Source organism: Flavobacterium lindanitolerans (assembly GCF_002846575.1).
In the GTDB taxonomy this organism is placed as follows: domain Bacteria; phylum Bacteroidota; class Bacteroidia; order Flavobacteriales; family Flavobacteriaceae; genus Flavobacterium; species Flavobacterium lindanitolerans.
Map to the genome: position 1 here is coordinate 145,009 of NZ_PJND01000010.1, position 17,285 is coordinate 162,293.

Below are 17,285 nucleotides of genomic sequence, written 5' to 3' on the forward strand. Positions count from 1 at the left end.
CATTATAACTCATTATTGTGCCCTCCATTTTCTAAATTATAAAAATAAAATTCTCACAACAAAAAACAATACACCATAAAACTCTTTTTATTAGTTTTTTGTGATTTAATTCTTAAATTAGAAACAATTTACCCCGCATGTTTTAATGATATTGGAATTAATTATAATTTTACCGGCCCTATTTAATTTACACAAGAATATTTTTACTACCACATTCTATGATGAAAAAAGTAATTTTTCTTCTCATCCCCATGGGAATTTTTGCACAAAACAAACCCTTTGACGCTGTCAAGACACAAGAACGGATTACACAGTATATCTTTTCAAAACCCGACAGTGCCAGAATCTATCTTGATATAATGCTAAAAAACAACCATCTGCTTCATGACACGGTTGTTGCTAAAAACTACAATAATTTTGGTGTGTATTACAGCCTGACTGCCAAACATGATTCGGCTAAAATCTTTTTTAATAAAGCTGTATCAAAATACGCCAAATACCCGAAAAACAAAGCCGGAAGTTTCATTAATCTTTCCATTGCCCATAGAAACACCGGCGATTATAAAACTTCATTGGAGTATCTGGACGATGCCCTGAAAATTTATGAATCTTTAGATAATGAAAGAGGAAAAGCAATCGTATATGGCGAAATGGCTTCCAATTATGCCTATATGATTGACAATAAAAGTGCGACACGTTATTTATTAAAAGGTATTGAAATTTTAAGCAAGTCCGATGATAAAACAGACAGAAAAAATCTGGTCGTGCAAAAGCAGAAGTTAGCCAATATTTACTTTAAATTAGAGAACTTCAAGTTTGCTATTGACTTATATGAAGAGTGCCTTCCGGCCATGAAAGAAGTCAGGGATTTAAAAAACTACTATCTGACACTTATCAATTATGGTGATTGTCTGACTTATGTCAAAGACAATACCAAAGCAAAAAAAGCACTTATGGAGGCTGCCAAAGGTCTTGAAGATTTTCACAATGCAGAATTTATCAGCCTTGCCTACAGCAAACTAGGAAAGATAGCACTGCACGAAAAAAAATACGACCTCTCCGGCTTTTACTATAAAAAAGCCTTTGATGGAATAAAAAATACAGACTCTTTCCGGTTTATGCTTATTGGAGCAGAATACATACAGCTTCTGAATCAGATTGGTGATTTTGAAAAAGCGTTGGGCATTATCAAACTGGTTGAAAATTCCCCTAACCGAAAAACCTTCAATGCAGAAGACCAGATGTTCTTTTATGAGGTATCTGCTGTTACTTTTAAGAATACAAATATCAAGGACAAAGGAATTGAGGCTCTTGAAAAAGCTATTATTATTAAAGACTCTCTGGCCAAAGCCCACAAAGAATCTACTACAGAAGAACTTCAGGCCAAATTCCAAACACAAACCCAACAGGAAAAAAATCTTTTCCTAAAACAAAAAAATGAACTATTGAGCCAAAAGGTAAGTGCTCAAAGGCGAAATTACATACTTATTGGTTCCGGAATAGTCGTAATTTGTGCTTTGGGATTCGCTGTCTCAAGAGCATACTGGCTTAAACACAAACTAGAAAAAGCCAAACTAAGAGAAGCAGAAATTGAAAAAATGAATCTGCTTGAAAGAAATGCTTATAAAAAAAGAATAACTGAAGATCAGCAACAAATTATACAACTAAGAGAACAAGAATTAACTTCAATAACCTTGCAGCTTGCCAATTTGCAGGACCAGATTTCTTCGATTATTGAAAATGAATCTTCTGGTACCGATTCCAAATCAAACTCTGTCAAATCATCATTGCAACAGATTATCAAGCAAAAAGATTACTGGAAAGAGTTTTCGATTAAGTTTGGACAGATACACCCGAACTTCAACGATAAATTACAGGAACGGTTTCCTATACTAACCAAAAACGATATCAATTTCTGTTCGCTATTAAAACTAAATCTTTCAAATAAGGAAATAGCCACTTTACTTCAGATTTCACACGAAAGTGTAATTACGAAAAAGTATCGCATCAAGAAAAAAATAAACATTCAGGACGATAATGAGTTTCAGAAAATAATTTCAGAAATTTAATCCAAAATCTTGCGAAAAAGACCTGCTTTATGCGGGTCTTTTTTTTGCTTTTTTTTACATTAATCGGCCTTTGATTTTTCCCGTCTAAAACAAAAAATCGACCAACCGACATATTTATTCGATGAAGTACGTAATAACCATAAAAACAAACTTCAAAAACGCAAATTTTGGCTGTTTAAATGCTTAAAAATTGCCTTGTCGATTTCCGCACTTCATAGACAAAATATAGATAATTAATTAATTTATTGATTTACAGAGATTTAAAACATAAAATATAACACTCCAAACCTACATTTGTCTATACTTTATCTATACCATTTTCTATTTTTTCAGCTCATTAATGGGCTTAATTTGTAATAACATTAACAAATACCACGCCCCAAATCTAATTTTATTATTACGCCCCAACTTATTCGGGTCATACTTCCCTATGTAAAGGAAGATGATTTGTCGAGGGCAAAAACTAAAAAAATAATTCTAACGTATGATTATCTATGCTAAAAAAATCCCCTTTCGACTTCGCGTCATGCTATGCTTTTTTGTGGGTCTGATTCTGTTTACAGTAATCAGATTACTGCTCTCATAAAATCTTTATGATTTAAATAAACAAATTGTCATTAAGAATGGCCTTTTGTTTCAGCCCTAAACTTCAATAATCGTTAACCAATTAATTTAGATATGAGAAAATTATCACTAATTCTCTTCATGGTCATCTTGTGCATTAACTATACGTATGCACAATCCCCCGATGACCAAATTAAGGTGCTACAAAAATGCATCGACCTTAAAGAGCTCCAGGATTATCTGCCTGGAAAATCTACCCAGCCCCTATATGTCATGCAACATGGCGTTTCTTTTGACAAAGACATAAAGGTCTCAAAAAATGGAAAACCTTTGGTCTTTTTATCCAAGCAGGAAATCAAATCGCAACAGCCGCAGGCATACCTGCTGTTTTGGACATTTGAAATAAATGAAAAAACAGCACGTGTGTCATTTGTTTACAATTATGACCAGAATCAAAGCCCAAAAGCAGTTCGGGCAGACCTGGAACTTAACAAACAAGGCGCTGAATGGACTGTTAAAACTGTAGCAATCAATAAAGTTTAATCAATGGGAAATAAAAATTACTTTCAAAAATTATCCCAGGCAATTTTATTGATTGTTCCTGTACTCATGTTACTGATACCTTCTTTTACAGAAGCTCAGACGAGAGTCATCAATAACAACAAATTGCGTGTTGGTAATGGGTCAGAAAATTCCATTAACAATTCGGGAAATATGCAGCAGCCTTTTTATTACAATTCAATTGCTGCGCAATGGAGAAAATTAACCTACAGCAATTATGCTCTTGATAATGCCTATGCTGTTGGAGGAGATGGAACCAATGAATGGAACACAACCGGAACAATCGTTCAAAACCCTGCATTGACTAATCAAACTATAGATTATTCGGGTTTCACCTTTACTACCGCTCCAAACGGATATGGCAAGGTGGTTTCAAAAGGAAACATCAATGTTGGCGGTTCGCTTCTTGAAGTCGAAAACACCTTTACTCTTTTACAAAATGCCGGTTATATCGAGGTAAAAGTAAAAGTTAAGAATGTCAGCGCTGCACCTATCAGCAATGTCAGAATTTGGGTAGGAACCCGGGATGACTTTGTCGGTTTGACAGACAGTAACATCAAACAAAAAGGAAATCTTGTAAACGGCGCCTTTGTATTAAACACTCTGGCTTCGCAACCTTCTGCCGCATTAAAAATTTATAATAATGATGAGGCTATTCTTTTTTATTCCAATTCTCCAAGAGGTAATACAATAGTAAATTCTTGTTGTGACTGGAACAATGTCATTAACCAAAACCCGGCAACTTCTGTAGTAAACTCCGGAACTACGGATGGTTCGTATGGTTTTTATGTACGTTTCAACAACCTGGCTGTAAATGCCAGCGATGATTTTACATGGTATTATGCTGCGGGAACAATTGCAGATATTGACGATATTATTGAAGATGTAGCTCAGGCAAGTGGTGCTGTGAACAATATCACTTACACATCGGCTGTTTTTAATTCTACTTCACAAAATGCTGTAAACGGTTATTATATTGTCGTTCCTCAAGGTTCACCAGCACCAACCGAAGCTCAAATCCAGGCAGGTACCACTTATGGTTCTGTTACGCCTGTGGCACATGGCTCATCTGCTATGCCTGCCAATGTTGAAGTGCCTTTCCCTATTTCGGGACTGACGCCAAATACAACTTATGAATTGTATTTTGTAACGCGCGACGCAGTTCCTGCTTATTCAACGATTTACCACACCTCATTCACGACATTAGCTTATACTGTTCCGAATGTCACTGCCACGACAACTGCCAGTGCCATTACGGCAAACTCGGCTTCTTCCGGAGGAACTGTAGGTTCAGATGGCGGTCAGGCCGTTACTGAAAGAGGTATTTGCTGGAGTACGACTGCAAATCCAACTATTGCCAACAGCAGAACTACAGACGGTTCTGGTTTGGGCACATTCACGAGTGCGATGGCAGGATTGAATGCAGGTACTACTTACTATGTCAGGGCTTATGCTACTAACTCTGTAGGTACAGGTTATGGACCACAGGTTACATTCACTACTGTGGCTAATAATAACCCTACCATTTCAACTGTTGCCAATCAGTCTGTTTGTGCTAATGCAGCAACTACTGCACTTGCCTTTACGGTGGCTGATGTGGAAACTCCGGCAGCAAGTTTAACCGTTACAAGAAGCTCTTCGAACACTACTTTAGTTCCAAATGCAAACATAGTAGTGGCGGGTACAGGTGCTAACAGAACAGTTACTGTTACTCCGGCAGCCAACCAGCACGGAACAGCTACGATAACACTTACAGTTACAGACCAATTGGGTGCTACTGCTACTACAACTTTCACAGTAACCGTTAACCAGTTCCCTGTAATATCGTATGCATCGGCTACCTATAATTTATACCAAAGCCAGACTATTACACCTATTACGGCTATTAACACTGGCGGAGCAAGTACAAACTGGAGCATTACTCCGGCACTACCCGCAGGATTGACATTTAACACTGCCAATGGAACCATTACCGGAACTCCAACCGGTTCACAGTCTACGGCAAGCTACACAGTTACAGCAAACAACAATGGCTGTACGGCAACAACAAGCTTCTCAATTTACATTACTCCTTGCAATACCTTTAACGCATCAGACGTTATTACAAACGGAAACGCGTTATTGACCGGAAATGAAGTACGCCTTACAGAAAGTCAAGGCAACCTGTACGGTACAGTTTGGGGTAAAGCGAGACTTGACCTGAATGAAAACTTCAAAATAAGTACCCAGCTTTATTTTGGTGCATCCGATTCAGGTGCCGATGGATTGGCTTTCGTTCTACAGCCTTTATCTTCCAACCAGGGAGTTTCAGGAGGCGGACTTGGCTATCAAGGAATTAGTCCTTCTCTTGCAGTAGAATTTGACACCTATTATAATCCGGGTGCGGATCCTATTTCGAATGACCATATTGCTATCGTAAAAAATGGATTGGCAGCAAGTATTTCTGCACATTCAGAATTTGCTCCTTATTACAATGCTGGTCAAATTGAAGATGGCAACTGGCACGATGCCGTTTTTGAATGGATTGCTTCTTCAAAAACGCTTAAGGTGACTTATGAAGGTACAGTAATCTTCAATACCGTAATCGATATTCCAAATGCGGTTTTAGGAAACCAATATGCATATTGGGGCTTTACGGCTGCCACAGGTGGTTCAGTAAACGAACACAGAGTACGTTTTAACGGATATTGCTTAACCTCAATTGTAAGTACACCTCCTACTATTTCAGCTGTAGCTAACCAGGGCTATTGCTACAATACTGCAGGTTCTGTGAATGTTACTGTAGCAGATAGCGAATCTCCTGTAGCAAACATTTCGCTTCAGGCAACAGGTTCTACCAACACGGCGTTGCTTCCTTTAGCTAACATCACAGTTACAGGTACGGGAGCAACCAGAACGGTAAACTTCACTCCGGTTTCTGGACAATTCGGAACTTCAACCGTAACTTTAAGAGCAACAGACGGTGACGGTACAACATCAACACGAACATTCACCGTTACTTTTGACGATACAGTGAATCCAACTGCTGTTGCACAAAATCTTACTGTTTATCTAGGAACAAACGGTCAGGCTACTACTACCGCTGCCGCTATCAACAACGGTTCGTCTGATAATTGTGGTATTGCAAGTATTACTGCTTCTCCATTAACTTTCAATGGTACTAATCTTGGTGCAAACACCGTAACTCTTACAGTTACAGACGTGAAAGGGAATGTTGGCACGGCAACTTCAACTGTTACAGTTATTGATAATATTGCTCCAACAGTAATTACTCAAAACACTACTGTATCTATTGCTGCTAACGGACAAGTATCGATAACTCCGGCGCAAGTGAATAATGGTTCTTTCGATAACGTTGGAATCACCTCCTTAACCGTAAGCCCGAATACATTCAATTGTTCGAATTTAGGGCCAAATACTGTAACATTAACGGCTGTAGATGCCAGCGGAAATACTTCTTCTTCAACTGCAGTGGTAACGGTTCAGGATACTACTAACCCAACAATCATTACCAGAAACATCACTGTAAATGTGAATGCGGCCGGAATTTACAATCTGGTTCCTTCAGAAGTTGACAATGGTTCTTATGATAATTGTGGTATTTCCAATCTTGGAATCACCAGGGCTTTGTTTACCTGCGCTGATGTAGGTCAAAGCTTTACGATTACGCTTTTTGGAAATGACCCTTCGGGTAACCTGGGTGCTGCTACGGCTGTAGTTACTGTGGCCGATGTTATGGCGCCTAACGTAATTACGCAAAACATTACCGTACAGCTAAACGAAAGCGGACAGGCAACAATAACACCTGCTCAAATCAATAACGGTTCGACAGACAATTGCGGTATTGCTTCTTATGCTTTAAGCAAGACTACTTTTAACTGTTCTGAAACCGGAGCCAATACGGTAACGCTTTCTGTAACCGATATTCACGGAAACGTAGGAACTGCAACGGCTGTTGTAACCGTTCAGGATACTACAAACCCAACTATCCTTACTCAAAACATTACTGTACAACTGGATGCTAACGGACAGACTACAATTGTTCCGGCCCAAATCAACAATGGTTCTTTTGATAATTGTGCTATCACAGCATTGGCGCTGGATATTACTTCTTTTGACTGTACAGACATTGGTGCCAATACGGTAACTTTAACCGGAACTGATGCCAGCGGAAACTCGGCTTCAAATACGGCTATTGTAACTGTACAGGATTTGATTGCTCCGATTGTTCTTACACAGAATATCACAGTTCAATTGGATGCTAACGGACAGGCTACTATCATTCCCGCTCAAATCAACAATGCATCGACAGACAACTGTGCAATTGCTACTTATGCACTTGACGTAACATCTTTCGATTGTACAAATGTGGGTGCAAACACGGTAACGCTTACTGTAACCGATGTGAACGGAAATTCGGCTTCAAATACGGCTGTTGTAACCGTAGAAGATGTAATTGCCCCAACAGTACTTACACAGAATATCACTGTACAATTGGACGCTAACGGACAGGCGACAATCACTCCTGCCCAAATCAACAATGCGTCGACAGACAACTGTACAATTGCTACTTACACGCTTGATATTACAGCTTTCGACTGTACAAATGTAGGCGCAAACACGGTAACGCTTACTGTAACGGACGTGAACGGAAATTCCGCTTCGAATACGGCAGTAGTAACAGTCGAAGACAATATTGCTCCTATTGTACTTACACAGAACATCACTGTACAATTGGATGCTAACGGACAGGCTACAATCACTCCTGCCCAAATCAACAGTGCTTCGACAGACAACTGTACGATTGCTACGTATGTTCTCGACATCACAGCTTTCGACTGTACAAATGTGGGAGCAAACACGGTAACGCTTACTGTAACCGATGTGAACGGAAATTCCGCTTCGAATACGGCAGTAGTAACAGTCGAAGACAATATTGCTCCTATTGTACTTACACAGAACATCACTGTACAATTGGATGCTAACGGACAGGCGACAATTACTCCTGCCCAAATCAACAATGCTTCAACAGACAACTGTGCAATTGCTACGTATGTTCTTGACATTACAGCTTTCGACTGTACAAACGTGGGTACCAATACGGTAACGCTTACTGTAACCGATGTAAACGGAAACGTTGCTACTAACACAGCAGTAGTAACTGTTGAAGACGTACTTGCTCCTATTGTTCTTACACAAAACATTACGGTTGAATTGGATGCAAACGGTCAGGCTACTATCACACCTGCTCAAATCAACAATGCGTCTACAGACAATTGTGCCATTGCTACCTATACTTTAGACATTACCAGCTTTAACTGTGCTAATGTAGGTCCGAATACCGTAGTACTGACTGTAACCGATATCCATGGAAATTCGGCTTCAAATACAGCGGTAGTAACAGTGGAAGACAACATCAACCCAACTGTTCTTACACAGAACATCACGGTTCAGTTAGATGCAAACGGACAGGCGACAATTACGCCGGCTCAAATCAACAATGGTTCATTTGACAACTGTACGATTGCTACTTATGTTCTTGACACTACAACTTTCGACTGTACAAATGTTGGAACAAATACAGTCACATTAACTGTAACTGATGTGAACGGAAATTCAGCTTCTAACACAGCTGTGGTAACTGTTGAAGACAACATCCTTCCAACGATGATTGCTCAAAACGTAACCGTTCACCTAAACATCAATGGTGAATATACATTGACAACGGCTGATGTGGATAATGGTTCATTTGACAACTGTGCTATCGAAACAATGGGTATTTCCCGCACTTTCTTTAACTGTTCAGACATAGGAACGACCAATACGATTACGTTATTTGGTGTTGATGTTAACGGAAATTATGCTTCTACCACCGCGATAATAACTGTTGCCGATATGATGGCTCCAACTGTAAGAACACAAAACATTACAGTGGAATTGGATGCTAACGGACAGGCTACAATCACACCTGCACAAATCAATAATGGTTCAACAGACAATTGTGGAATTGCAACGTATGCATTGGACATTACAAGCTTTAATTGTACAAATGTTGGTGCTAACACGGTAACTCTGACTGTAACTGACAATTATGGAAATGCGGCTTCAAATACCGCTACTGTAACCGTAATTGATACGGTTAATCCAATTGTAAACACGCAGAACATCATAGTTCAGCTGGATGCTAACGGACAGGCTACTATTATGCCTGCTCAAATCAATAATGCATCAACAGACAATTGCGGCATTGCAACGTATACTCTTGATATCACAGATTTCAATTGTACAAATACAGGTGCTAATACAGTAACATTGACAGTAACTGATGTAAATGGAAACTCGGCTTCTAATACAGCTATTGTAACTGTAGAAGATGTTATAGCCCCGACTGTTCTAACGCAGAATATTTCAGTACAGTTAGAGGCTAACGGACAGGTTACAATTACCCCTGCTCAAATCAACAATGGTTCGACAGACAATTGTACTATTGCAACTTATACGTTAGACATTACAGAATTTAACTGTACTAACATAGGTGCCAATACGGTAACGCTTACAGCTACTGACGCCAGCGGAAATGCTTCTTCAGCAACAGCTGTAGTAACAGTAGAAGACACTATTGCTCCAACAGTAATCACGCAGAATATTACGGTTCAGCTGGATGCTAACGGACAGGCTTCAATTACAGCAGCTCAGATTGACAATGGTTCAGCAGACAGCTGTGGAATCGCAACCTATGTTCTTGACATTACAGATTTCACTTGTGCAAACGTAGGCGCCAACACAGTAACCTTAACTGTGACTGATGTTAACGGAAACACGGCTTCCAATACCGCTGTCGTGACAGTTGCTGATTCAGTTGCTCCAACAGTAATTACACAGAACATAACGGTTCAATTGGATATCAACGGACAGGCTACTATCACACCTGCTCAGATAAATAACGGTTCGACAGACAATTGCGGTATCTCGGGCTACACACTTGACAAGACTAACTTCTCTTGCTCAAATGTGGGTAACAACACGGTAATCTTAAGTGTAACTGATGTTAACGGAAATGTTGCTACTCAAACAGCAACAGTAACGGTTCAGGATGCAATGGCTCCATTCGCAATCACACAAGATGTGACTATTTCTCTTGATGCTGACGGAATGGCCTATATCACGGTTGCAGACATTAACAACGGTTCTTCAGACAATTGTGGCATTGCTTCAATTACGTTAAGCCAGACAGCATTCAATTGTGGTGAAACAGGAACTAATTTCGTGACAATGACAGTTACGGATATTCATGGAAATGTTTCATCGGCAGAGGCTGCAGTAACGGTTATCAATACTTTCGGTGATAATGACGGCGACGGTATTCCTGACAATTGTGATTCTGATGATGATAATGATGGTATAGAAGACTCTGTTGACAACTGTCCGTTTACTTACAACCCAGACCAGACCGATACTGACAATGACGGTATAGGCGATGCTTGTGACGACGATTATGATAACGACGGCGTTCCGAACGATATCGATAACTGTCCTTACACCTACAACCCGGGTCAGGAAGATATTGACAAAGACGGAATCGGAGACGTTTGCGACTTGACAGAAATCAACATTTCTCAAGCATTTACACCAAACAATGACGGAATCAACGATACATGGCAGATTATCAACATCACCAACTATCCAAATTCTGTAGTAAAAGTGTTTAACCGATGGGGTTCTGAAGTATTCAGCGCCAAAGGATACAAAAATGATTGGAATGGTCATTATAAAGGTTCCAGCAATCCGCTGCCTGAATCCTCATACTATTACCAAATTGATTTAGGAAACGGAACTCCTGTTTATGAAGGATGGATTTACTTAACCCGATAATCAGGAACAAATAAAAATGACAATCATTATGAAAACACTCAATAAATTAAGCACTGTACTGTTATTTTTCTTTGCCGCTTATGCATACGGGCAACAGGAAACCAGCTTTACATTTTACAGAAACAATATGAACATCATCAACCCTGCTTATGCAGGGGCTGATGGTGAAACCATAGTCTCAAGCAGCTTTAAGACACAATGGGCAGGAGTAAAAGATGCTCCGGAAACCCAAGCTGTGTCTTTTGGAACGCCAACAGGAAAAAAATTAGGAATCGGACTTTCGATTATTAACGATAAGACATTCGTTGAAAAACAGACTTCTGTTTTTGCTGATTTCTCATATCTGGTTCCTTTGAATGAAACCCTTGACCTGTACCTGGGAGTAAAAGCGGGCGGAAATTTTTATGATGTAAACGTGAACGGATTACAGACCTATAATGTAGAATCTGACCCGTCATTGGTAAGCATCAACCGATTCAATCCTAATTTCGGTATTGGAGCTTATTTAAAGCACAAGAAATTTTATGTCTCGCTTTCTACTCCAAAAATGTTGAGCACACAGCGTGCTAAAAATGAAGACGGAGTGGCAACAGTTGCTTCCGACAGACCTCATATTTACCTAAGTGGTGGTTATGACATCATCCTGAATGAGAACTTTATGTTACAGCCTTCTACCTTGCTTCGTTATGTAAACGGCGCTCCGGTTTCAATGGACCTTACTGGTGTTGTTACTTACAAACAGCAGTTTGGACTTGGAGTTGCCTACAGAACAGACAAAGCCATCAACGGATTGGCAACCATAAAGGTTAACAACTGGTTTGATTTTGGGTATGCTTATGAACATTCCTTACGAGATGAAATTGCAAGCGCAACAAGCGGGACGCATGAATTTTACTTGAGATTCAACCTAACGCCAAAAGCGAATTAAGGGTTGGGTTAGTTACAACTAAAAAGCGGGGACTATGTCCCCGCTTTTTTATTTACTAAATATCTTTTTTTCTCGGTAAAATGATTTATGGATAATAAAAAAAATTTGAAGGTTTATGCCATATCAGATATTTTTTCCAATACCTCTTCTACTTGATATTCTGTTAATCCTATAGAACCACTTGTTTGCAAAAGATTAGCTTTAACAAAACCTGGTAGGGCATTTAGCGATTTATCATCATCAATAATGATGTAATGACTATGTACTTTTTGGATATCTATCCATTTCATTATTTCTTCTCTTCTGTTTAATCCCAAAGTATTTTCAGGCAAAACATCAATACTTTGAACATCAATTCCTCTTAATAGAAATATTTCTCTCCATTTATCAATAGAGTATTTCGATTTATGAGAAGTGGTCAATAGAATATTTGCACTTGTTTCAGAAATAAGTTTCTGAAGTGCTTTAGTTGCTCCATTACTAAAAACAGGGAAACCATCATCTAAAAATTCAGGTTTTCTCCAAGAGTTAGCAGGAACCATTACTCCATCTATATCCAACAGTATTAGCATCTTACAAAGGTAGATGTTTTTTCTTTCCCCATAAACTTCGTTCAACAAATTATTTTATTCTTGGTCAAATTCTTTAACATAATTATCTATTTCATCTTGGGTATCATAGTCTATTGAGTGAAGTTCCATGGTTTCCCATCTATATTCTACATCTGTATGATTTTTAGCACCAGGAACAATATCTATTTTAACTCCTAATAATTTAGAACATATAAATCTATGATGTCCATCCATAATTTTGCCATCAGCAACTTTTATAGAACTTAAATTCTTGCCCTGACTCAATCTAGTGTATATTCTCTGTAATTTGGGAAAACTTACTGCTCCTTGATTAGGAACATATTCAAAGTTATTCTCGCTTAAAAATTTCTCTACTTCTTCTTTGGTTATATCTCTCACTTCTATTTGGCTAATATCACAATATCACCAAATAAACAATAAAAAATTCACTTCCCTTAGGAAATTTTCATCTTTAGAAGGGGCAATGAAAGGAAAGTTTTTTAATCCAAATTGATATTATAAATTCCTCTTAGTGTAAAAACAGAATAACCTCGCCTTAAACAGTATCAATAAAATTCTTTTCCGTTCTATTAAAAACGATAAGGCCTAATAAAAAGATAACGATTGAAAATACCACCGAATAAACAAGTCCGAATGTTGTAAACTCCCCTTTGCCCAGATAAGAATATTTGAAAAACTCAAAAATACTGGTCAGCGGATTCAGATACACCAGGTTTTCATAACCATAAGGCTTTAATTTTTTTACTACTAACGAAGTCGGATAAACTACCGGAGTAAGATACATATAAAGCTGTACACCAAAACCAATCAAGAAAGTCAGGTCCCTGTATTTTGTTGTCATGGAAGAAATAATCATCCCAAATCCAAGCGAAATTAAGGCCATCAAAATCAAGAGAATGGGTGTAAATACGATTTCCCAATTCGGCATGACTGCTTTGCCCTGCATTATGAAATAAGCCATCATGCAGATAAAGAACAGAAACTGTATACCAAACTTTAAAAGATTGGATATGGTTATAGATATGGGCATAATAACCCTTGGAAAATAAACCTTCCCGAAAATATTCTGATTGGTTTTGAAAGTATCTGAAGTCGATTTAAAACAATCCGAAAAATAGAACCAAAGCGTATTCCCTGCCAAAGCAAACAGGAAATAATTGATTCCATCTGATTCAATCTGGGCTATTTTATTAAAAATCACAAACTGGATAACAGAAGTCAGTAATGGCTGGATTAAAAACCATAATGGTCCCAGAACAGTCTGTTTGTAATAGGTCACGATATCGCGCTTTACAAATAGCATCAACAAATCACGATACCTCCAGATTTCATCAAAATTAAAAGAAATCAGTTTCCTTTTAGGAGTTATTTCATAAAGCCATTGCTGGTTATTGAAGTCGTTTTCCTGTCTTGCTATTTTTTCAGCCATTTGTTTAAAAGTCTTTTAAAACGATTTTCCGGTTCGCCTTCATCGTGATAACCATTACTGTAATCGCCATAACCATATCCATAACCGTAACCATATCTGGCTTTGCTTTCATAACCATTAAAGACAATGCTTATATTGGTCAGCTCTCCTCGTTTGTGCTTGTCATTGACCAAAGCCAGCATTCCTTTTTTGGTAACATTCTGGCGGACGACATACAACGTAGCATCGCAAAACTGGGCCAATTCCAAAGCATCAGAAACCAGTCCAACCGGTGGCGTGTCTAAAATAATATAATCGTATTTTCTTTTCAAATCATCCAAAAGGTCTTTCATGCTTTCGCCAAGAATAAGCTCAGCCGGATTGGGTGGAATAGGTCCTGAAGTAATGACATCTAAATACGATATCCTTGTTTTCTGGATGATTTCATCTGCTGTTTTCTGTCCAATCAGATAATTGACCACTCCAAAACTATTGTCAAGGTCAAAATCGCCAAATATTTTAGGCTTTCTTAAATCCAGACCTACAATGACTGTTTTCTTTTCACTTAACGCAAAAACAGTGGCAATGTTTATGGAGCAGAACGTTTTTCCTTCCCCACTGATGGAAGAAGTCAGCATCAATGTTTTTGCTCCTGAAACATTTTGTTTTTTATACAGGAATTGTAACGATGACCTGACGGCACGGAAAGATTCCGCCAATGCCGATTTTGGTTTTTCAAAAACAGCCAGATTGCTCGCCATTTTCTTTTTGCCAATAACACCCAACAATGGTATTTTGGTTAGTTTGGCTATGTCTTCAACAGTATGGATACTATTATCCATAAACGTAATGATAAACACAACAACCAAAGGAATCATCAATCCCAGAAACAGGGCTAGCACATAATTTACACTGGTTTTCGGGCCAATTAATCCTCCGCCGGTGTCTTTTGCCGAATCAATAAAATGAATATCCGAAAGATTAGCTGCCTTGACAATGTTTGCCTCATTTCTTTTGGCCAGGAAAGTATTGAATATGCTTTCTGCCAAATCATATTTTCTTGTAATTTTCAATAAATCCTGCTGGTCATCCGGCAATCTTTTTATGGTGCTTTCTGCCTGACCCATTTTAGCGTTGACCAATGCCAGATCATTCTGGATTACCGTTTTTGCCGCTGCAATGTTTTCCAAAAGAACTTTTTTGACAGATTCCATTTCATTATCAAAGTCCCTGAAAAACCTGTCATTCTTTACGGCATATGCTTTTTCAGAACGCTGTATGGAAAGCGCTATTAATCGGGAAACATTACCCACAATGTTGGGGTCATCAATTCCTGCAACGGCCGGAGCCGGCAATTTTGAATAGTCAACACTGTTGTTCAGATACGAACGCAATGTATTATAATAGGCTATTTTACGGTTAATGGCATCTTTTTCTATATCGAGCCCTGCCAGTTTCTCGGAAATTTTTTCACCTCCGTCTTCCAGTTCAAGAACGTTTTTGCCCCTGCGGAAATCCTTCAATTGTCCTTCGGTTCCTTTGAGCTGGTCTTCCATTTTGATTAGCGTGCTATCAATAAAGGCAATCGTATTAATCGCAAACTGGTTTTTGCTGTCCAACTGATTTTTCCGCAATACCTCAACCGTAGTGTTCAGATAATCGACCATTCTGGCCTTATTCGTTCCCTGCATGGCAAGTTTTAGTATAGAACTGCCTTTGGTATCGCTATCTACACTAATGCCCTGATACTGGCTGACCACACTATTGAAATTGTCAAATCTCACAAAATATTCTTTACCTGCATACGAACTCGCATCGGGTTTTAATTCCAGTTTCCAATTCAGATAAGGCAATTTGACCTGCTCTCCTACTTTAAACCTTTTGCTGTAGTCTCCTATCGCAACGGCAATCTGGCTTTGACTGTCGTTATAATAGTTGATAATATTGACGCTTTCATTTTCAAAAGCAATCGAAAGTTCATATTCTGAAGCATTCAGGAATTTTATTTTAATCGGAATTCCGGACAACTGTCCTTTAGATTTGTCAATTACCACCTTAAACGGGGCTTCTCCATAGGCATCAATCAGGTTGTATTTTCCCTGTTTAAAATATTTGATGTAATATTCAAGTTTGGCTACGACAATTTCATTATGAGAACGTGATTTTAGCGTCGTTATAATAGTCTGCACCTTATCTGAAGTACCTCCCCAGTTAAAAACCAAACTCGTATTTGAGGTAAAAAAAGGATTGCTTTCTTCGCGGATGGCGATAAGGCTCTCCATTCCGTAAATTTTTTCTTTACGGATATTCACCTGATAGGCTATAACAAAACACACAATAAGGCTCGCCAAAAACCATTTCCAGTAACTCAATATTTTTATCAAGAAACCTTTGAAATCGAAATTGTTCTGATTTTCAAAAAATGAAAAGTCCTTTGGATCAAGCATGGTATTGATTATCTATTAATGAGCACTATTGCTGTGGTAACCAGAGAAATCAGGGTAATAACGGTTGCCAGCGATTGGATTCCCGTTGTTCCGGTTCCCCAGGATTTTTGTTTTAAAGGCTTAACATAAATATAATCATTGGGCTGTATATAGTAATAAGGGGACTTCATGACATTGGCATCTGTCAGGTCCAGTGTGTGCATTTCTGTTCCGTGCGGATATTGGCGGATTATGGTTACTTCTTTCCTGTTTCCCACCATTGTTATATCTCCCGAATTTGCAATGGCTTCCATTACGTTGACTTTTTCCTGAAACAATACCTTTGTTCCCGGCGATGCGATTTCTCCGTTTACGGTATAACGAAGACCGGTTAGTTTTACATTTACAAAGATGTTTGCTTCTTTGTGGAAATATTCGTCCAATAGTTGTTTTTCAATCTTAATCCGGATTTCTTCCAATGTAAGCCCAACAACTTTCACCTCACCAAGAACCGGAATTCTGATGTTTCCGTGGTCGTCAACAGAATATCCGTTAAAATATAAATTTTGTTCGTTCAGGTTATTTACATTTCCGTCTGTGGCATTGAACATTTCTACCAAAGCGGCGTCCAATGCTTTAATTTTAATACTCAGGATATCGTTTGTTTGTACTCTATAGGGTTTTGCAACAACTGGATTGACTGAAGAAGCCGTTTCAGAATTGTTCTTGTTCTGAAGGTATATCAAATCCTGGCTGGGCACACATGAGGTAAATATAATAGCTATTACTATTGCTATTGAAAGAAACGGGAGTGATTTCTTCATTATCAATTTTTTAGTAAACAAATATAGAGTTCTTCAATTA

General features: G+C 38.5%; 9 protein-coding genes. 4 read left to right on the forward strand and 5 right to left on the reverse strand.

The genetic code is table 11. The features are described from left to right. Positions 1 to 218: 218 nt before the first annotated feature. The 4 genes from B0G92_RS14850 to B0G92_RS14865 all read left to right on the forward strand — a co-directional run bounded on the left by B0G92_RS14850 (position 219) and on the right by B0G92_RS14865 (position 11,994). Complete coding sequence (locus B0G92_RS14850) at positions 219 to 2,069, forward strand: tetratricopeptide repeat protein (RefSeq protein ID WP_082482179.1); 1,851 nt, start codon at positions 219 to 221, stop codon at positions 2,067 to 2,069. Between the two features lie 678 nt (positions 2,070 to 2,747). Next, the gene (locus tag B0G92_RS14855) at positions 2,748 to 3,176 is read left to right on the forward strand and encodes a hypothetical protein (RefSeq protein WP_143395054.1); all 429 of its coding nucleotides are present in this window, start codon (positions 2,748 to 2,750) and stop codon (positions 3,174 to 3,176) included. Positions 3,177 to 3,179: 3 nt separating this feature from the next. Next, positions 3,180 to 11,066 (forward strand): lectin-like domain-containing protein, encoded by a 7,887-nt coding sequence (locus B0G92_RS14860; RefSeq protein WP_101472828.1) that lies wholly within the window; start codon positions 3,180 to 3,182, stop codon positions 11,064 to 11,066. A 28-nt stretch (positions 11,067 to 11,094) separates the two neighbouring features. Further along, the gene (locus tag B0G92_RS14865) at positions 11,095 to 11,994 is read left to right on the forward strand and encodes a PorP/SprF family type IX secretion system membrane protein (protein ID WP_180326461.1); all 900 of its coding nucleotides are present in this window, start codon (positions 11,095 to 11,097) and stop codon (positions 11,992 to 11,994) included. Between the two features lie 113 nt (positions 11,995 to 12,107). On the opposite strand, the gene B0G92_RS14870 is transcribed toward B0G92_RS14865, so the two are convergent. The 5 genes from B0G92_RS14870 to B0G92_RS14890 all read right to left on the reverse strand — a co-directional run bounded on the left by B0G92_RS14870 (position 12,108) and on the right by B0G92_RS14890 (position 17,245). Beyond that, a complete protein-coding gene (locus tag B0G92_RS14870) occupies positions 12,108 to 12,611 on the reverse strand; it encodes an HAD domain-containing protein (protein ID WP_245867898.1) in 504 nt (167 codons plus the stop codon). Between the two features lie 9 nt (positions 12,612 to 12,620). Continuing rightward, entirely contained in the window at positions 12,621 to 12,965 is a 345-nt protein-coding gene (locus B0G92_RS14875; protein WP_101472830.1) for a ParB N-terminal domain-containing protein, read from the reverse strand. A gap of 157 nt (positions 12,966 to 13,122) precedes the next feature. Next, a complete protein-coding gene (locus B0G92_RS14880) occupies positions 13,123 to 14,016 on the reverse strand; it encodes an ABC transporter permease (protein WP_056068745.1) in 894 nt (297 codons plus the stop codon). Further along, positions 14,001 to 16,442 (reverse strand): polysaccharide biosynthesis tyrosine autokinase, encoded by a 2,442-nt coding sequence (locus B0G92_RS14885; RefSeq protein WP_101472831.1) that lies wholly within the window; start codon positions 16,440 to 16,442, stop codon positions 14,001 to 14,003. The genes B0G92_RS14880 and B0G92_RS14885 overlap by 16 nt, the downstream gene beginning before the upstream one ends. Positions 16,443 to 16,450: 8 nt before the next feature. Beyond that, positions 16,451 to 17,245, reverse strand: a complete 795-nt coding sequence (locus B0G92_RS14890) for a polysaccharide biosynthesis/export family protein (protein WP_056068749.1) — start codon at positions 17,243 to 17,245, stop codon at positions 16,451 to 16,453. Positions 17,246 to 17,285: the final 40 nt, after the last annotated feature.